The following is a 17,005-nucleotide window of genomic DNA, read 5'->3' as shown; positions in this document are numbered from 1 at the left end:
TATTCCTAATAAATGATAGAATAAAATATGTAATAATGCCTGTTTTTTGTCATATATGAAAATTGGAGGGTCTGTATGAAAAAATTAGGACATGTTTTTAGATCAATGCGTGTAGCTAAAAACCTTTCATTGAAAGATATAGCCCAGGGAGATATAAGCATATCTTTTTTATCTAAATTCGAAAGAGATGAATCGGATATTTCTCTATCAAAATTCTACGCACTTTTAAATAATATCAATGTTACTATAGAAGAGTTTACTTTTATTGCAAACGATTATAAGTTACTTGATCAAGAGATTTTATTAGATGATATAAAAGATGCATATGAAAGTAACAATATAATTCTTCTAGAAAAATATAAAAATAAGGAACTAGATTTATTTAAACAAACAAAAAGTCCTGCTCATAAATTAAATTCAATTATGATTGGAGCAATTATACATACTCTAGACTCTTCAAAGGGTGTTTCACAGGAAGATAGAACCTATATCAGTGATTATTTACTTTCTATTGATACATGGGGATATTTCGAAATTGTATTATTTGGAAATTCGATGAATTTATTGACTATGGATTCTATGATTATTTTATCAAAAGAGATTCTAAAGAAAACTAAAATGTATATGAACTTGAGAGTAAATAGACAAGAAGTTATACGAATATTGTTAAATGCACTGATATATTGTATTGAAGGTGAAAGGTATACAGACTCACTCTATTTTATAAAGACCTTAGAAGATTTCTTAAAGAATAAAGATTTATTCTATGAAAAAACTAAGTTATTATTCATTAGAGGAGTTTTTGATATAAAAACTAATAAAGTCGATATAGGGACAGACCATTGTAAAAAAGCTATACAAATTATGTATGATTTAGGATCTGTAGAATTAGCAATTAATCATGAAGAATATTTGGAAAATTGCTTATCAAAATGAAATTTTCAAATATGACATGTGATTATTGGTCTCTATTCTATCCATTAATATTAATTTAAGAGAATAAAGTGGGAAGGAGGATTATTCTTAAATCTATATTTTATAAGAGACCTGTTGCTAATTACTTTGTTATTTTGATGAATGGTATAGCCAATTGAGATTTGAACGATAATTAACAGAAAAAAGTTAGTCTATGTGTTACCAATATTGGCTATTGATTCAAATAAGAAACTCAATTCAAATATAGAAAGATGGACTCGTTATGTCACAGAGATTGAATGAAAAGGAATTAGATGCCGTTATTGATATTCTTAAGGATGTTGTAAATGTTCATAAAACGTTGTTTGATGATTTACGACCAATGCAAGAGGAGAACCCTAATCATCAGATGTTTTTGTTGCAGAAGGAAAAAGTGGAGTTTTATCAGACGATTATCCAGAAGTTAAATCAGCAACATAGAAAAGTGAATTGATGTTCGGTAGCTAGTCAAATGAATCTGTCTTCATTGAAGAACCACACAAATCTTGTGTGGTTCCCTTTTTTTCCTGCCTTGTGAAGCCACAGCTCCTCCAACGTATAAAGGATTTAGTTTTTTACCAATATAGAAATTACCTAAACTCCTATTAGTAATTATATAACCAAACTTTCCTAAGGTTCCAGATTAACTACTATTAGATCTCCAATCACTGCTTTTGCTTTGTATCATTGTAAACGTTCTCTTTTTAATAAAAGTAATATTGCCTCCTGTTGAAATCATGAAAAAATCCCCTTTGAAAAGGGGATAAAATAGATTATAGTATTTAAAATGTTTTATAATATCGTTTCTATTAAATTCTCGTGGAATAAATTTTTTACCATGGATAAAGGTGAAGCTGGTTTTTATTAATTTTCAATCTTATCAATAATAACTCCAGGTATTGAAATTTGACCACCCAATGTTGATTCATATGTGATAAGACCAGCGGAAGTACCCATAATAGTAATAACATCATTTTCAAGAACTCGTGAATCAACAATAGATGGATCGTACTCAGCATAGATGACTGTATCAATATTATCATTAATAGCAATTCTTAACTGGGTGGACTCTCCACCTTCCATTACTTGAACTACTTTTCCTTTGAATTTTACTTTTTCTAAAAGGTAGTCATCAGGTGTGCGGGCTAACTGGTCATATGTGATCCCGGTGTCATAACCCTTCTTTTCTTTCTCTTCAGCTTCTTTTTTAGCTTGTTCTTCTTTCTTTTTAGCTTCTTCAGCTTTTTTCTTTTCTTCAGCTTCTTTCTTGGCTTTCTCTTCAGCTTCTTTTTTCTTTAATTCTTCAGCTTTTGCTTTAGCATCAGCTTCAGCTAGCTCGATATAAGGGGCCAAGTCATCTATTTCTTTTTGCAAATCCTTATTTTGTTTTACTAATTCTTCATTTTCTTTTCGTAAGTCAGCTATGTCTTTTTCAAAACCGGATGCCTTAGATTTGGCATCATCTACTTCAGCTTGTGTAGGACCAGATAGACCTCCAATAAATAATGCAATAAGTGCTACTACAATGTATTTCCATCTTTTTTTAATAAATGACATAAAGATCTTCCTCTCCCCAAAATAAAAACACCATCCCTCTCATGAACTTTCATACATAAAATAGTGGGTGTTTTTCCTTATATGTTTTGTACTATATTATTCATTTTGACTATATAAATTCCATTTATTTGATGAAAAAAAGACCTATCCATCACGTTGTTTTGTGTAAATAATCGTAAAGTTGTACAAAAAAATCACATCAGACTGGAGAATAAAAAGAGAAGGGGCGTTAGTACTTTTATGTTCTTCAGCTAACCTGCTTATGCAATCCTAGTAACAATATAATGATACTTCTTAATGTCCTTACTATTCGAACCGTTCGTTAAAGCTTGTCCTTCTTAATTAAGGTAATTTTATTTCATTTTACTTCTACCAGTTAAATGTCTAATATTAAGTTAATTAGGAAAGGGATGAAGCTATGCATTCATTAGTTTTTCAAGAAAAATGGGCCTCTACCTTATCGGAAAAGGACCGTAAAGAGATTGAGGGGATTTATAGTCAATCTGTTCCTCATCTACATAAGGGAATGATTGTTTTTACCTCTATTTGGCAAGCAAAAAATCACCGAGAGGACTTATTGATTTCGGTACTGATTCAAAATACAACGAAAGAAGCCTTTGTTTTAGAGCATACTGCTGTGTCTTATTTAGCCGAGGATGGAACCTCACTTGCTCAACATATTTTTACAACGAATCAAATACTTGTTGAGCCAAATACGTCAATGCCATGGACGTTTATATTTCCGGGTGCGGGGGATGTACTAGAAAGAGGCGTGGGAAGGTTAGTTTTAGTAGATTAACAAGCCATCTCCAACTGATTGGAGATGGCTTGTTTCATTTTTATTTTCCAGGCTTAAAGTTCATTTTCATGGCTTTTGCCATGTTTACTGGTAAATCTGTATTTTCCATTGTGCCAGTAAACAGTTCTGATCCTGGGCCATAAGTGTAAACGGGGATATCAATTCCTGTATGGCCGGTACTTGTCCAACCGATAGATGCCCTTTCTGAAATGATTTGATTGATGGATGAAGCTGGATTATCAGCATTTTTGATTGCTTTGACTTCAGCTTTCGTTAAATCAATCGCTGCATATTCTTTTAGCACCTTCTTAGCGTTTGTCCGTTTCTTATTAAGTTTGGATGCCATATAGTCACCTGTAGCCGTCACATCTCGTAGCATTTCCACATTAGCACTACCATTTCCGTAACCGCCAACAGACATTCCGCCTGTATCATGATCTCCAGCTACAACAACAAGCGTATTGCCATCTTTCTTAGCGAAATCCATTGCTTCAATGACAGCTTCTTCGAAAGCTTCGCTGTCTTTCATTGCCCATGCTGCATCATTCGCATGCCCTGCCCAGTCAATTTGACTTCCTTCCACCATTAAGAAGAAGCCGTTTTTATTCTTTTTCAATGTATCGATAGCCGTTTCCGTCATGTCTGCTAGACTAGGCTGTTGTGTGTCTTCGCGATCAAGTTCCGGTGCCATTCCTTCTTCGGCAAATAAACCAAGCACTTTATTCGTTTTCTTCACACGATCCAATTCTCTTTTATTTGTAACTAATTGGTATCCGTCGTCTTTTGCTTCATCCATTAATTCGTCAGTAAAGTATTTTTGTCCTCCACCTAAGATGACATCCACATCATTGTCGAGTAATTGAGGAGCAATATCTGCTTCATCTGCACGAGAAGCGACATGTGAAGCGAAGGCTGCTGGAGTCGCATGGGTAATCGTTGAAGTGGCAACTAGCCCAGATGATTTCCCTTTTCTTTCTGTTTCTTCCAAAATCGTTTTTAGTTCTTTACCAGTCGGATCGGTGCTTATCATACCATTATTGGTCTTTACGCCAGTTGCCATCGCTGTTCCGGCAGCTGCTGAATCTGTAATATTGGAGTTCGCTGAGTATGTACGTTGCATCGCTATGTTCATCGAGTCAAGAACGGTATCCTCACCTTTATACCAACGATAGTTTGTTGCATAGGCTGCGGAAAAACCGTCAGGAATAAGGAAAATGACATTTTGTGCTTTATCTTTCCCCTTTGGCTTCCCTTTCGCTTCTACTTCTTGCTCAGGTAGTACGGTAGAGATGCCCCCGATAGCAATGGTAGATACAAGTGCGAGTGACAATAGTTTCTTTTTCCAAGTCTTTTTCAACATGTTTCTTCCCCCCTAAAATGGTTTGTACAAGATAACTATAAGGTGGAATTTTTAACGCTTGATAAAGAGAGGGTGAAAAAAGAGTAAAGAAGAAAAAATGGGTAATTAGTGGCAGAAAGGAGTGATTTAGAAGGGTTTTTACGAATGAAAGAAAAGAATGCTTGCTGAACTTGTTGTGGCAATCGCACTTTTGTTCTAATTTATGTAAAAGTTGCGTGAAGGGGGTGTAAAGGGCTTTTACACACATGATTGCTTATCGCGATTAGTAGAAGGGGGACTACTACAAATCGCGATGTCTGTCATGTCATATTTGTAAGCTGTTGTTCCATTATAGAAAAAAAGTCATCTTCTTTCCAAATGGTGAATGTTTCTTTTATATCATACTGTGTTAATAATGCGTTAACGATTTGATAGCCAAGGTAATAGCCTAAGCGGGTTTGCTTGAAGTTTTTCCCTCCATTAATAGAGAACCATTCTTTATAAATTGTATGACTATCGTTAATGGTCTTCATATCACAAAGAAACTGTTTCGCGATCAAACTTTCATTTTTTTGAGCGAAGTCAAGCCACTCTCTGTCTTCTTCAAAGGCGAAATGTTCGTCTAAGCGTGCTTCTACTAATAGCGTGGAAAGGGTCGTTGCGATGCCTTCTTGTAAGAGCCATGTATAGGGATGAGTCCAATTGACAAGATGCCAATCTTGCGAATAGATGTCATTATATAAATAATGCATGACATGTCCAAACTCATGGGCAATAATAAGTTTAATATAGGTTTCGTTATAGGGAAGTTTTTCTAGACAAAAGGCTACATCAGGATGATATTGCTGATACACAAAGGCATTGCTACCGTATAAGCCGACGAGCAAGCGTACTGTTTTAGTATATTTCACATCAAACATCTCTTCATATCGTTGAAGTATTTTTGGTATGTGTTCAAGAAATAAGTCTCTCATCGGTAAAAGTTCTGGTAGCTTAGGTGAGTGTTTCTTCAATGCAGCTCGTTTTTTTGTTTCAATATGTAAACAATGATGGGCAAAATAAACATCATAGTCTGCTTGAAATTGATGATAGTACTGTTCTAAGTATTCGGATGTTGGCTGATAATGGCTCACAAAATCTCCAACTGTATCAACGATTCTCAAATGATGCTGCCTCCTTATTAGTTTTAATGCTAATAAAGTGTTCGCTTCTCAACTGTTAGAATCCTTCCATTTTCATTAAGTGAAAGGAAATCTAAGAGCAAAGGCGAATATTTTAGCAATAAGGAGCTGATAAAGAAATGAAGGAACGTCTAGTAAGAATAGGAACGACTTATCTACCTGTAATAGATGTGGAACAATCCGCAAAGTGGTATCAGAAACATCTGGGTGCAACTGTTAATTATAAGGATCAACATAAAGCTATTCTAGATTTAGCGAATCAAAGTATCTTTTTAGTAAAAGCAGAAGGTGGAGAGCGTTCCCAATTTGTTGACATAGAAGGCAGAGAACATTTTTCTGTTACTTTTGAAGTGGACGGGTTAGCTGAGCTGGAAAGATTGCATGCACTTTTTATAAAGGAAGATGTGTTGGTAGAAGCAATGGAAGATCGTGGTCATACGGGCAAGAACTTTATTTTCTACGATTGTAATGGCAATCAATTTGATGTTTGGAGTGAGTTAAGTCCAGCGTTTAAACAAAGGAGAACGGATGTTATCTATGATTGAGATGATAGACGAGGATAATAGAGAAAAAGTGAGTGATTTTTTTTCGAAACATTGGGGCACGACAGAGATGGTTCTCTCCTCTGGCGTCTATCATTGTGATGAGCTGGATGGCTATGTATATAAGGGTACTAAAGGTGAGATTGTTGGCCTAGTGACTTACATTAGGCATAATGAAGATATATGTGAAGTCATTTCGTTAGACAGTGTCTATGAAGGGCAGGGGATAGGTTCAAGTTTGATGTGTGTTATTGAAGAAAAGGCAAAAGACTTGGGGGCAAAGGCGGTTCAACTCATCACAACCAATGATAATCTACATGCATTATCTTTTTATCAAAAACGCGGTTATGTATTAAAAGCACTTTATCCAAACGCAGTAGAGAAAGCGCGAACTGAAAAACCTTCCATACCATTTGTGGCAAGTAATGGTATTCCTATCCGAGATGAGTGGTTATTATATAAAATGCTTATATAGCACCCTTTTTTATGCAATATTTTATCAGATTGCTCCAACTCATTGGATATTTCACCAAAGAAAGGGTATGGTAATAGAATCATAGAGTAGTAGGTGAAAGGCAGATGGAGAACTGGATTACAAGTGTGATGGAGCAGTTTGGTTATGTTGGGATTTTTTTGTTGATTATGTTGGAAAATATCTTTCCGCCCATTCCATCTGAAGTGATCTTAACTTTTGGTGGATTTATGACGACTACTACGAATTTAAGTGTAGCTGGCGTTGTCATAGCATCGACCTTAGGGTCAGTAGGTGGCGCAGTGGTTCTTTATGGTGTAGGCTTACTGATTGACATCAGAAAAGTGGAGCGAATTGTAGAACGTTGGGGACATATTTTAAGATTAACCAAAAAAGATATTCATAAAGCAAACGGTTGGTTTTCAACATACGGAAAGTGGACCGTTTTCTTTTGTCGTTTTATCCCTTTAATTAGGAGTTTAATATCTTTACCGGCAGGGATGGCGCATATGAATTTTCTTGTTTTTCTTATTTTGACAACGGCTGGGACCTTGATTTGGAATATCGTCCTCGTCCTTATTGGTGCTGCGGTAGGAGAATCATGGGAGTCCGTGGTCGGTTATATGGATATGTATTCCTATATTGTCTATGGCGCCATTGCTCTTGTGTTTATTGTTATAGTGATGATTTTTTTAAAAAAGAGAGTTTTTCATAAAAAGTAAGGTTGTTACGAGAAGGGGAACAACCTTACTCTTTATTAGTTGTTAAGGTGAAAGCCTCTGTTTGCTCCCCACTTGACCGTTACATCAATCTGTTCATCCTTTTGTAAATGCAAGCTGTTGTCTAAACTACCACTATCTCTAAATACCCGCGGATTAGGTATATCTTCATTTTCATCGAAAGCTCTCGTTCCTCCACCAGCAAACTAACTTGTCTCGAAGCTAAAGCTATAATCTAAAACATTCTTTAATTCTTCTGGGTTCCCCTTATATTTAATCGTAAGCTTATACTCTCCACGTTCGTCTGACAGTATGATATAACGAAGCTCTCCTTCCCAATCAATGTTCACTTTGAGGGAAACAAATGATTTCCAAAAAGAACATTTACTCAGAGTGAATGATAACCTTTCAAATGGTGAATTATATAAAATAATAACTACTTTAGGGGGGATTACAATGAGAAAGTCTTGGATTATTTTACTTTTGCTTTTTTTGATTTCCTTATTTATATATACATTTTACCTATTATCTACTAATGGAGAAGGTGGTATTCCATTTATTATTCTAATGATTAGTAGTGCTGTATTTTTCGGCAGTCTCCGAATGCTCAATTTTAAAACAAACTACCAATAGACGTTGTGGACCTCTTATAATGAGAGGTCTTCTTTTCATATCCCCAATGTAATCGGCAAGTAGCGAAAAATTTTGTTACTTAATTCTATAATTATCACCCTTCGAAAGAAAGAACTTCCGAGCAATAGAGAAGGCAGTTTAAGATCGCCATTGTTGTTGCGTTATTCTAGATTTTATATTAAAAATATTTTTGAACTTATAATATAAAATCTCTTCCTAGTAAATTATTTAAATGAAATTTAAATAAAAAATACAATTTAAGAAAAATATTAATGCTTCCCTCCTTTAAAAATAGCTATTTGTGGTTATTTGAAAAGGGGGGATTTTTTATATATTTCAGGTTAATCAAGATTTAAAGTAAATAAATAAACAGAAAAAAATTAAAACGCTTTCAAAAAAATGAATAGCGTTAATTTTTTGAATAATTTAGTATTCTGTGTGTAAAGCGTTTTCACTAACTGTTGTATTATCTGATGGGGGTATTAATATGAGTCCAGAAATTATTACACTATTATTTTTAATTTTTGCTGTTATTATGTTTGCCTGGGAGAAAATCCCGCTTTCGATTACAGCTATGATTGTTGCAGTGGGGCTTACAATTACAGGGGTTCTGGACGCATCAGAAGCTTTTTCCGGTTTTGTAGATGGTAACGTACTTCTCTTTATGGCGATGTTTATTGTGGGTGCTGCATTTTTTGATACTGGTATGGCTCAGAAAGTTGGGGGTGTTATTACTAAGTTTGCTAAAACAGAAAGACAGTTAATAGTTGCTGTGATGATTATTACAGGTTTAATGTCTGGAGTTCTTTCTAATACAGGAACCGCCGCAGTTCTTATACCAGTTCTAATTGGTATATCTGCAAAGTCTGGTTTTGCACGATCTAAACTACTTTTGCCATTGGTTATGGCTTCAGCAATGGGAGGGAATCTTAGTTTAATTGGGGCTCCAGGTAACATGATAGCTCAGTCAGCACTCCAGGATATGGGGTTGGAGTTTGGATTCTTTGAATATGCAAAAGTTGGTTTACCGATGCTTATTATTGGGATTATCTATTTTGGGCTATTTGGTTATAAGCTTCTTCCAGATAGAAAGGATGACCCACTAGATTCAGACAATGTATATAATCAAGATACTGATTACTCGAAGGTGCCAAAATGGAAGCAGAATGTCGCATTAATTGTCCTTGTTCTAACAATATTGGCAATGATATTTGAAGATCTAATTGGTGTGAAATTATATATTTCTGCCTGGGTAGGGGCATTGGTATTAGTTGCTACAAAGGTTATTTCTGAAAAAAACGCAATGAGATCTATCGATATGAATACAATCTTGCTATTTGTTGGGTCACTTGCACTTGCACAGTCAATGGTGAAATCGGGTGCGGGGGACTTATTGGCCAGTACTATTATTGGCAGTATAGGAGAAAATCCTTCACCTTATGTTTTGTTATTTGTTGTATTTATGATATCTGCAATCATGACAAATTTCATGTCCAATACTGCAACTACAGCACTTTTAGTTCCGATAGGTCTTTCGATTGCCAATGTAATGGGGGCAGACCCTAAAGCGGTTCTAATGGCAACAGTAATTGGAGGATCTTGTGCTTACTTAACCCCTATTGGAATGCCTGCAAATACAATGGTGTACAGCTTAGGAGGGTATGCATTTAAAGATTATGTGAGAGCAGGTGCACCCTTGCTTCTTATCTCAATAGTTGTAGGAATGATTTTGTTACCAATTCTATTTCCATTCTATCCATAATAGAAAACGAGAGTTACTATGAACGCAAATAAAAGAAAATCTCTCTTAGTTTTAAACAAACAGAGAGAGTGCAATGAAAAACATCTGTAAATCGGTTCGGATGAGTAAGGATGATTCTAGAAGATCTTAGCTCATTCAATAATCATTAAAAAATTTTTTGAAAAAACTCCAAAGTATTTACCAAGGTATTAATTTAGAACCGAAAGGCTCTTTTAAAAGATGAAAAATTAGATTGTATACACATGATTCCCTTTATAAAAAGCTTTAAAAAAATTAATGAGATGGTTATTTTTTATATGTTTCAAATCAATAAACGGTTGAGGGTCTAAGATAACTATAAAATATAAAATCACAACCTTAAAATAATCGAATAGCGCTTACATTTTTGAAAGTTTAATATGTTTGTAAGAAACATACACTAGGTGAAATTCTATATGAGGTAATATTTAGAGCTTTATTTCCAAAAGCTCATTATCCCTGAGTTAAGTTTTAGAAATATTCGAGGTTATCTCGACATGATAAGAATTATTTTTATTGAAATGTAAAATAAAGTAGAAAAAGGAGAGTTACTATGGAAAAGGTGCAAATGAATAAGAAGCAGGAAGTAGAAAAAATGACAGACATTATCTCAAAGTTTATTACTCTCGTTAGTTATAAGCTTCCAAAAGATGTAGAAACTAAACTAAAAGAACTAAGTGCTGAGGAGACAAATCCCCTTGCAAAAATAATCTATGAAACTATGGAAGAAAATCAAAAGCTAGCTAGTGAATTAAAGAGGCCATCCTGTCAGGATACAGGAGTTCTACAGTATTTTGTAAAGTGTGGAGATAATTTTCCATTAATTGGTCAACTAGATAACATTTTAAAACAGAGTGTATATAAGTCAACAAAAGAAACGCCATTGCGTCATAATTCTGTAGAGACATTTGATGAATATAATACAGGTGAAAATATTGGGAATGGTTCACCAAGTATCTTCTGGGAAATTGAAGAAGATAGTGACAAAGTGGAGATCTATACCTATATGGCTGGGGGCGGTTGTACTCTTCCTGGAACTGCTACAGTTCTTATGCCTGGTGAAGGATATGAAGGTGTCGTAAAGTTTGTACTTGATCGAATGACAACGTATGGACTTAACGCTTGTCCCCCACTTCTAGTAGGTGTCGGAATTGGAACATCTGTTGAAACAGCAGCAATGAACTCTAAAAAAGCACTTATGAGACCTGTCGGAAGTAAAAATACTAACGAAAATGCTGCTAAAATGGAAAAACTTCTTGAAGATGGAATAAATGCAATTGGTCTTGGACCTCAAGGGTTAAAAGGTTCTAAGTCCCTAATGGGTGTAAATGTTGTAAATACAGCACGACACCCATCGACTATTGGAGTGGCAATTAACACAGGTTGCTGGTCTCACAGAAGAGGCAAAATTACATTTGACGCAAACTTAAACTACGAAATTGGTACGCACGAGGGGGTAACATTATGAGAAAGAAAGTATTAACCACACCAATAAAAGACGAAGATCTTAAAGATATAAGAACAGGGGACCTTATTTACCTAACTGGTACACTAGTTACCTGTAGGGATGTTGCCCACAGAAGATTGATTGAAAAAGGAGTTCCGCTACCTGTAGATCTTAAAGGGAATGCAATTTTCCACGCTGGTCCAATTGTTAGAGATAATGGAAATGAAAACTATGAGATTGTTTCTGTAGGTCCGACAACGAGCATGAGAATGGAGAAATTTGAAAAAGAATTCATTGCAGAAACAGGTGTGAAAGTTATTGTAGGAAAAGGTGGTATGGGGAAGAATACGGAAGAGGGGTGCAGGGAGCATAAAGCACTTCATGTTGTATTTCCAGCCGGTAATGCAGTATTAGCAGCAACAAAGGTTGAACGTATTAAAGAAGTCCACTGGAAAGACCTTGGTATGCCCGAATCACTTTGGGTATGTGAAGTAAAAGAATTTGGTCCTCTTATTGTTTCAATTGATACAGAAGGAAGCAATGTGTTTGAGCAAAATAAGGTAGAGTTCAATAAGAAGAAAGAAGAACAATATGAACTCATTAGCAAGCAGGTTGGATTTATCAACTAAGTGAAGGAGTTCTTGTGAAATGAAGACATTACTAAAGGCACAAACTATAGTTCGCTATCTGAACCAGGGTAAGGTTTATTACGGAATTGTCGAAGATAACGAGATTATTCAACTGTCTGGTGATTTCATTGAAGTTGTTAACAACGATTTAAAATATGACGGAGTAAGAGTAAAATATAGTGATGTAAAGATTTTGGAGCCAGTAAGCCCCTCGAAAATCGTTAATTTTGGTTGGACATATGCAGATCACGCAAAAGAAACTGGGGGCACGGCAAATCTATGTGAACCTTTTCTCTTTTTAAAACCGACTTCTTCACTAATCCCGGATCAAGGTGACATCATTCTTCCACCAACTAATTTGACAAAACAGGTAGAACTAGAGGGAGAAGTAGCACTCATAATTGGAAAACGTGCGAAAGATGTAAAAGAAGAAGAGGCGTTAGATTATGTTTTTGGCTGCACTATATTTAATGATGTAACAGCAAGGGACCTGACTAAATCAGATCCTCAGTTTACAAGGGGCAAAGGTTTTGATACTTTTGGGCCATTGGGTCCTTGTATTGTAAAAGGTATAGATCCAACTAACCTAAAGATTGTTACCTCATTAAATGGGGAAGTTGTCCAAGAAGGAAATACGAATCAGATGTCACTTTCCATTCCTTTTCTTATTAGTTGGATATCACAGGTAATGACACTCGAGCCAGGCGATGTTCTAGCTACTGGTTCACCTTCCGGGAGTTGTTCAATGAATTCGGGAGACACTGTAGTCGTTGAGGTGGACAATATTGGAAAACTCACCAATTATGTAAAATAAATAGAAACTAAGAGATAAGAATCTATAACAAGGGCGATGCTATGAAAAGCATTGCTTTTTTTGTGAGTCAAAAACAAGGTTAAAACGATAATTACTATGTTTGGTATAATTTGAATTATATTTAGATGATAAATTTATACAAAAGTGAGTTGGTAATTAAATGGGTCGAATGTTTTATACTTTGGAAAATCACAAAAGAGATATCGATGTAAAGCAATATGTATACTATATTGGATCCTATCATTACAATTGGCACGATGCCATGGAACTGTTAATTGTACTTCAGGGAGAGATTGAAGTGAGCATTAATGGTAGGAATAATATATTGGAAGAAAATAACATGATGATTATAAATAGTAACGTAGGGCACGCAACACTTGCTAGAAAACAGAATTCTATTGCAATGGTTATTCATCTCCATCCAATTTATTTTAGTTCCTATTTTAGTGATTACCATTTACTTGAGTTTAGATGCATAGCAAGTTCTAAAAACCGACATGCTGAACCTTTTAAAAAAATAAGAAGGCTTGCTGTGGAAATGATACAATTTATGGGGGGAGACTCACCAACAGAAAAATTGTGCTGCGAAAGTCTTCTTCATGAGCTTACAGCAACTTTAGTCAAATACTTTCCTCCAGAAGAGATTTCATCGACAGAAATGGCAAGTAATAAAAGAAAAAATGATGCAGTGAATCAAATGATTCGCTATATTGATAAAAATTATAGAAGTAAAATCAGTCTAGAGGAGCTCTCCAAGGTATTTGGATATAATAAGAGCTATGTTTCCCAGATTGTTAAGCTTAATCTTGGGATCAACTTTTATGAGTATCTGACAAGAATAAGACTTAGGGAAGCTACATATGCCCTATCTAATTTGGAAGAAAAAATATCTGATATTGCTTTATCCTATGGATTTTCCGAAGTGAAATCCTTTAATACAGCCTTTAGGAACAGCTTTGGTAAAACCCCCTCAGAGTACAGAAAACAACTTTCAGAAAAAAAGCATTCGCAAAGTCTATTAACGGAAAAAAGGTATCTCGATGAAGAAGAGTTTAAAGAATTAATAAGAGGTAAGAAAGAAACGGAAATATCATCTGACCTTCTTTATCAGCGTAAAAGACAGGAAGTAAAAGAATTATTGAATAAAGAAGATTATCAAAAAATAAAAGAAATACGAAAAGAGCTTGATGTTACACTCAAAAAGATAACAAAAATAGAAGAAAAACTTCTTTAATGGTTAGTTGGAAAGTTGCCTTTAATATTTGGGAAAAGTAATTGAATAGTCGTATTGTTGAAAGGAAAAGCGCTCTATTAAGTAGGGGAGGCTTTTCCTTTTTTGTATTGATAAAAAGTATTGCATACTTTTATTTATTTGTGTATATTGTATATAAAGTATATATACAATATGTTGGTGAGGGGTAATGATGCAAATAATCATTTCTAATCAATCGAAAGAACCGATTTATGAACAAATTTGTGGGCAAGTGAAAACGCAAATACTGAAAGGCGAGCTTGGGGCAGGGCAGGCTTTGCCTTCTATGCGGCAGTTAGCGAAGGATCTTGGCATCAGTGTCATTACCACAAAGCGTGCTTATGAAGAGCTTGAAAAGAATGGCTTTATTTATTCTGTAGTTGGAAAAGGATCCTTCATTTCCGAACAAAATAATGAAATGATGAAAGAACGAAAAATGAAGGTAATCGAAGAACAATTACTGTCTGCCGTGGAAAATAGTAAGGAAATAGGCATTCCACTTACTGAATTAATCGAATTACTTTCATTACTATACAGGGAGGAAAATTAATGGAGAATGTAATTGAGTTAAAAGGTGTCCATAAATCATTCGGGAGTTTTCAATTAACAGACATGAACCTAACTGTAAAAAAAGGGTTTATTACTGGGTTTATCGGGGGAAATGGGGTAGGGAAATCCACAACAATCAATTTGATGATGAATTTACTGCAACCGGACAAAGGCGACGTGAAGGTATTTGGACTTGAATATAAACAATTTGAAAAAGAAATCAAACAACGGATTGGCTTTGTTTTTGATGAGAATGTCTACTATGAACATATTACTCTTGCTCAATTACGCAAACTTCTGCGCCCTGCTTATCGTAATTGGGATGATGCATTGTTTAATGAATATGTAAGAAAATTTGAGCTACCTTTAAAGAAAAAAATTAAGACATTCTCCAAAGGCATGTTAATGAAGACGTCTTTAACAGTTGCATTGTCGCATCATGCTGAACTGATTATCATGGATGAACCGACATCTGGCTTAGACCCAGTTTTTCGGCGAGAATTATTAGATATTTTACAAGAAATTATGGAAGATGGGACGAAGACGATCTTTTTCTCTACTCATATTACTTCGGATTTAGATAGAATAGCAGATTATATTACTTTCATTCATAATGGTGAACATATTTTCACAAAAGAAGCTTATCGCATTGAAGAAGATTACGCTATTGTTAAGGGTAGCATCGAGTTATTAGATCGCGATACGGAAAAAGAGTTCATTGGCATTCGCAAATCCTCATCGGGTTTTGAAGGATTAACAGCGAACAAAAGAAGAGTACATGACGTATTTGGTGATTTAGTCGTCACTGAGAAGCCAACAATTGAAGATTTAATGTTTTATACGAAAAAGGGGGAAGAGAGGTATGTTTAACTTGCTAAAAAAAGATTTTATCTTACAAAAGAACACGATGATTTTCTTGCTACCAATTTTTATCTTATTCTTAACCCAAAATTCTTCTAGCATATGGAATGCGCTCATTTTCAGTATTGCCTTGGCGATGAATGCATTTGCCATTGATGAAAAACCGGAGATTAACAAAATGCTCAATGCATTACCTTATACAAGAAAAGAAATCGTAAGCTCAAAATATTTTGGTACACTTATATACACCGCGTTAGTCGTTCTGGTAGTATTTGTTTGGAATATTTCAATTCATGCGACGCTTACAAGCTGGAAAGAGGCATTACTTATTTTTGGTCTTGTAATGTTGGCTATCTCTTTCCTATTTCCGTTTTCTTATCAATTTAAGAGTCAATATTTATTAATTGGTACACTAGGGTTATTTGGGGTAACTATGGTAGTAGCGAGGATTTTCGACTTGAATATGGCTGGGACTTTAATGTCTACTTTTGAGTATATGGTTTCATTAAATGTTAGTGAAATACTGCTCCTCGCTGTATTAGTGAGTTTCGTTTATTTGATTTCTTGGGCGGTCTCATTGACTATTTATAGTCGTAAAGTATTCTAACTCATAATGGGGTGTTCGGAAGATGACAAAAGAGTATCTTTATAAACAACCGAAGACGATTCTTAATAAAGGAACTGGCTATCTTTCAGGCTACACACATACTCTGAATCCTTATACGGGCTGTACATTTGGCTGTGCATATTGTTATGTAAGGCAAATGCCTGTTTCCCTTTTTCGAAAAGGAGAATGGGGTGAGTGGGTCGATGTAAAAAAGGAAGCTGCTCTGTTGTTAGACAAAGAATTGAACAGGGAAAAGAAGAAAGGAACCGTCACAATCTTCATGTCTTCCAGTACGGATCCTTATCAACCGGTGGAGTATAAGGAAGAAGTCACAAGGTCACTTTTAGAAGTATTTGTTAGCAATCCAGCAGATTTTCTCCTTATTCAAACACGAAGCCCGCTTGTTACAAGGGATATTGATTTACTAAAGAAATTAGGAAACAGTGTTCGAGTCAGTATGACGATTGAGACCGATGATGAGGAAATACGTAAGCGGTTTGCAAACGAAGCACCGCCTATTCAGGCGAGAATGAATGCCTTAAAAAAACTAGCAGATGCCAATATCCCCACACAAGTAGCAGTTGCCCCTATACTGCCTAGCAGTGAGGCATTTCCCACAAAATTAAAAGAATATGTTGATCGTGTATGTATCGATGATTATTTTATGGGTGATGGCAGTGGTGGAAAACGGACAAGTCGTTTAGGGATTGAAAAGAAGTATCACGCATTAGGATTGGAAAAATGGTATCAACCGTCTGTTATCACTTGCGTAGAGAAAAGATTTAAAAAAGTTTTCCCACCAGAACAAATCTACATCAGTCAAGCAGGATTTGCCCCCTCATAACTATAAACATATATAGAGGTACACTT

19 protein-coding genes are annotated in these 17,005 nt (G+C 35.2%); 16 read left to right on the top strand and 3 right to left on the bottom strand.

Annotated features, from left to right (window positions below; all coding sequences use genetic code 11):
* Nucleotides 1-75: 75 nt before the first annotated feature.
* Nucleotides 76-936 (top strand): helix-turn-helix domain-containing protein, encoded by an 861-nt coding sequence (locus MKX29_RS04160; protein WP_289432950.1) that lies wholly within the window; start codon nucleotides 76-78, stop codon nucleotides 934-936.
* A gap of 262 nt (nucleotides 937-1,198) precedes the next feature.
* Nucleotides 1,199-1,408 carry a hypothetical protein gene (locus MKX29_RS04155; protein WP_095370390.1) on the top strand — a complete coding sequence of 70 codons (210 nt, stop codon included), beginning with the start codon at nucleotides 1,199-1,201 and terminating at the stop codon, nucleotides 1,406-1,408.
* Nucleotides 1,409-1,818: 410 nt separating this feature from the next.
* On the opposite strand, the gene MKX29_RS04150 is transcribed toward MKX29_RS04155, so the two are convergent.
* On the bottom strand, nucleotides 1,819-2,511 hold the full coding sequence (locus MKX29_RS04150) for a toxin regulator (RefSeq protein ID WP_341104164.1): 693 nt from the start codon (nucleotides 2,509-2,511) through the stop codon (nucleotides 1,819-1,821).
* Between the two features lie 418 nt (nucleotides 2,512-2,929).
* On the opposite strand from MKX29_RS04150, the gene MKX29_RS04145 reads away from it, so the two are divergent.
* A complete protein-coding gene (locus MKX29_RS04145; protein WP_341104162.1) occupies nucleotides 2,930-3,310 on the top strand; it encodes an SLAP domain-containing protein in 381 nt (126 codons plus the stop codon).
* A gap of 40 nt (nucleotides 3,311-3,350) precedes the next feature.
* Here MKX29_RS04145 and MKX29_RS04140 read toward each other — a convergent pair whose 3' ends face one another.
* Nucleotides 3,351-4,670, bottom strand: coding sequence for an alkaline phosphatase (locus tag MKX29_RS04140; RefSeq protein WP_289432954.1), 1,320 nt, complete (start codon nucleotides 4,668-4,670; stop codon nucleotides 3,351-3,353).
* A 299-nt stretch (nucleotides 4,671-4,969) separates the two neighbouring features.
* Nucleotides 4,970-5,812, bottom strand: a complete 843-nt coding sequence (locus MKX29_RS04135) for a hypothetical protein (protein WP_341104159.1) — start codon at nucleotides 5,810-5,812, stop codon at nucleotides 4,970-4,972.
* 137 nt (nucleotides 5,813-5,949) lie between these two features.
* Between MKX29_RS04135 and MKX29_RS04130 the strand changes: the two genes are divergently transcribed.
* The 13 genes from MKX29_RS04130 to MKX29_RS04070 all read left to right on the top strand — a co-directional run bounded on the left by MKX29_RS04130 (nucleotide 5,950) and on the right by MKX29_RS04070 (nucleotide 16,979).
* Nucleotides 5,950-6,375 carry a VOC family protein gene (locus tag MKX29_RS04130; protein WP_224934721.1) on the top strand — a complete coding sequence of 142 codons (426 nt, stop codon included), beginning with the start codon at nucleotides 5,950-5,952 and terminating at the stop codon, nucleotides 6,373-6,375.
* Nucleotides 6,368-6,847 carry a GNAT family N-acetyltransferase gene (locus MKX29_RS04125; protein ID WP_224935708.1) on the top strand — a complete coding sequence of 160 codons (480 nt, stop codon included), beginning with the start codon at nucleotides 6,368-6,370 and terminating at the stop codon, nucleotides 6,845-6,847. Before MKX29_RS04130 ends, MKX29_RS04125 begins: the two co-directional genes overlap by 8 nt.
* Nucleotides 6,848-6,951: 104 nt before the next feature.
* Nucleotides 6,952-7,566, top strand: coding sequence for a DedA family protein (locus MKX29_RS04120; RefSeq protein WP_341104154.1), 615 nt, complete (start codon nucleotides 6,952-6,954; stop codon nucleotides 7,564-7,566).
* A gap of 453 nt (nucleotides 7,567-8,019) precedes the next feature.
* Nucleotides 8,020-8,196 carry a hypothetical protein gene (locus MKX29_RS04115; RefSeq protein ID WP_289432960.1) on the top strand — a complete coding sequence of 59 codons (177 nt, stop codon included), beginning with the start codon at nucleotides 8,020-8,022 and terminating at the stop codon, nucleotides 8,194-8,196.
* Between the two features lie 487 nt (nucleotides 8,197-8,683).
* Complete coding sequence (locus tag MKX29_RS04110) at nucleotides 8,684-9,958, top strand: SLC13 family permease (protein ID WP_224934731.1); 1,275 nt, start codon at nucleotides 8,684-8,686, stop codon at nucleotides 9,956-9,958.
* 571 nt (nucleotides 9,959-10,529) lie between these two features.
* A complete protein-coding gene (ttdA, locus tag MKX29_RS04105) occupies nucleotides 10,530-11,444 on the top strand; it encodes a L(+)-tartrate dehydratase subunit alpha (protein WP_224934733.1) in 915 nt (304 codons plus the stop codon).
* Nucleotides 11,441-12,052 carry a L(+)-tartrate dehydratase subunit beta gene (gene ttdB / locus MKX29_RS04100; RefSeq protein WP_224934735.1) on the top strand — a complete coding sequence of 204 codons (612 nt, stop codon included), beginning with the start codon at nucleotides 11,441-11,443 and terminating at the stop codon, nucleotides 12,050-12,052. Before ttdA ends, ttdB begins: the two co-directional genes overlap by 4 nt.
* Before the next feature lie 19 nt (nucleotides 12,053-12,071).
* Nucleotides 12,072-12,866 (top strand): fumarylacetoacetate hydrolase family protein, encoded by a 795-nt coding sequence (locus MKX29_RS04095; RefSeq protein ID WP_289432963.1) that lies wholly within the window; start codon nucleotides 12,072-12,074, stop codon nucleotides 12,864-12,866.
* A 160-nt stretch (nucleotides 12,867-13,026) separates the two neighbouring features.
* Nucleotides 13,027-14,100, top strand: a complete 1,074-nt coding sequence (locus tag MKX29_RS04090; RefSeq protein WP_341104146.1) for a helix-turn-helix domain-containing protein — start codon at nucleotides 13,027-13,029, stop codon at nucleotides 14,098-14,100.
* 190 nt (nucleotides 14,101-14,290) lie between these two features.
* Nucleotides 14,291-14,668 carry a GntR family transcriptional regulator gene (locus MKX29_RS04085; protein ID WP_224934739.1) on the top strand — a complete coding sequence of 126 codons (378 nt, stop codon included), beginning with the start codon at nucleotides 14,291-14,293 and terminating at the stop codon, nucleotides 14,666-14,668.
* A complete protein-coding gene (locus tag MKX29_RS04080; protein ID WP_289432966.1) occupies nucleotides 14,668-15,537 on the top strand; it encodes an ABC transporter ATP-binding protein in 870 nt (289 codons plus the stop codon). Before MKX29_RS04085 ends, MKX29_RS04080 begins: the two co-directional genes overlap by 1 nt.
* The gene (locus MKX29_RS04075) at nucleotides 15,530-16,135 is read left to right on the top strand and encodes an ABC-2 transporter permease (protein ID WP_341104141.1); all 606 of its coding nucleotides are present in this window, start codon (nucleotides 15,530-15,532) and stop codon (nucleotides 16,133-16,135) included. Before MKX29_RS04080 ends, MKX29_RS04075 begins: the two co-directional genes overlap by 8 nt.
* 22 nt (nucleotides 16,136-16,157) lie before the next feature.
* Nucleotides 16,158-16,979, top strand: coding sequence for an SPL family radical SAM protein (locus tag MKX29_RS04070; protein ID WP_341104139.1), 822 nt, complete (start codon nucleotides 16,158-16,160; stop codon nucleotides 16,977-16,979).
* Nucleotides 16,980-17,005: the final 26 nt, after the last annotated feature.

It is taken from the genome of Cytobacillus sp. FSL R7-0696 (genome assembly GCF_038006865.1).
In the GTDB taxonomy this organism is placed as follows: domain Bacteria; phylum Bacillota; class Bacilli; order Bacillales; family Cytobacillaceae; genus Cytobacillus; species Cytobacillus kochii.
Note: the sequence above shows the minus strand (reverse complement) of the source record. Positions and strands in the feature narration are given on the sequence as shown.

Coding starts and splice junctions, on each gene's coding strand:
- MKX29_RS04160 (WP_289432950.1), top strand. CDS start 76: ATGAAAAAATTAGGACATGTTTTTAGATCAATGCGTGTAGCTAAAAAC.
- MKX29_RS04155 (WP_095370390.1), top strand. CDS start 1,199: ATGTCACAGAGATTGAATGAAAAGGAATTAGATGCCGTTATTGATATT.
- MKX29_RS04150 (WP_341104164.1), bottom strand. CDS start 2,511: ATGTCATTTATTAAAAAAAGATGGAAATACATTGTAGTAGCACTTATT.
- MKX29_RS04145 (WP_341104162.1), top strand. CDS start 2,930: ATGCATTCATTAGTTTTTCAAGAAAAATGGGCCTCTACCTTATCGGAA.
- MKX29_RS04140 (WP_289432954.1), bottom strand. CDS start 4,670: ATGTTGAAAAAGACTTGGAAAAAGAAACTATTGTCACTCGCACTTGTA.
- MKX29_RS04130 (WP_224934721.1), top strand. CDS start 5,950: ATGAAGGAACGTCTAGTAAGAATAGGAACGACTTATCTACCTGTAATA.
- MKX29_RS04125 (WP_224935708.1), top strand. CDS start 6,368: ATGATTGAGATGATAGACGAGGATAATAGAGAAAAAGTGAGTGATTTT.
- MKX29_RS04120 (WP_341104154.1), top strand. CDS start 6,952: ATGGAGAACTGGATTACAAGTGTGATGGAGCAGTTTGGTTATGTTGGG.
- MKX29_RS04115 (WP_289432960.1), top strand. CDS start 8,020: ATGAGAAAGTCTTGGATTATTTTACTTTTGCTTTTTTTGATTTCCTTA.
- MKX29_RS04110 (WP_224934731.1), top strand. CDS start 8,684: ATGAGTCCAGAAATTATTACACTATTATTTTTAATTTTTGCTGTTATT.
- ttdA (WP_224934733.1), top strand. CDS start 10,530: ATGGAAAAGGTGCAAATGAATAAGAAGCAGGAAGTAGAAAAAATGACA.
- ttdB (WP_224934735.1), top strand. CDS start 11,441: ATGAGAAAGAAAGTATTAACCACACCAATAAAAGACGAAGATCTTAAA.
- MKX29_RS04095 (WP_289432963.1), top strand. CDS start 12,072: ATGAAGACATTACTAAAGGCACAAACTATAGTTCGCTATCTGAACCAG.
- MKX29_RS04090 (WP_341104146.1), top strand. CDS start 13,027: ATGGGTCGAATGTTTTATACTTTGGAAAATCACAAAAGAGATATCGAT.
- MKX29_RS04085 (WP_224934739.1), top strand. CDS start 14,291: ATGCAAATAATCATTTCTAATCAATCGAAAGAACCGATTTATGAACAA.
- MKX29_RS04080 (WP_289432966.1), top strand. CDS start 14,668: ATGGAGAATGTAATTGAGTTAAAAGGTGTCCATAAATCATTCGGGAGT.
- MKX29_RS04075 (WP_341104141.1), top strand. CDS start 15,530: ATGTTTAACTTGCTAAAAAAAGATTTTATCTTACAAAAGAACACGATG.
- MKX29_RS04070 (WP_341104139.1), top strand. CDS start 16,158: ATGACAAAAGAGTATCTTTATAAACAACCGAAGACGATTCTTAATAAA.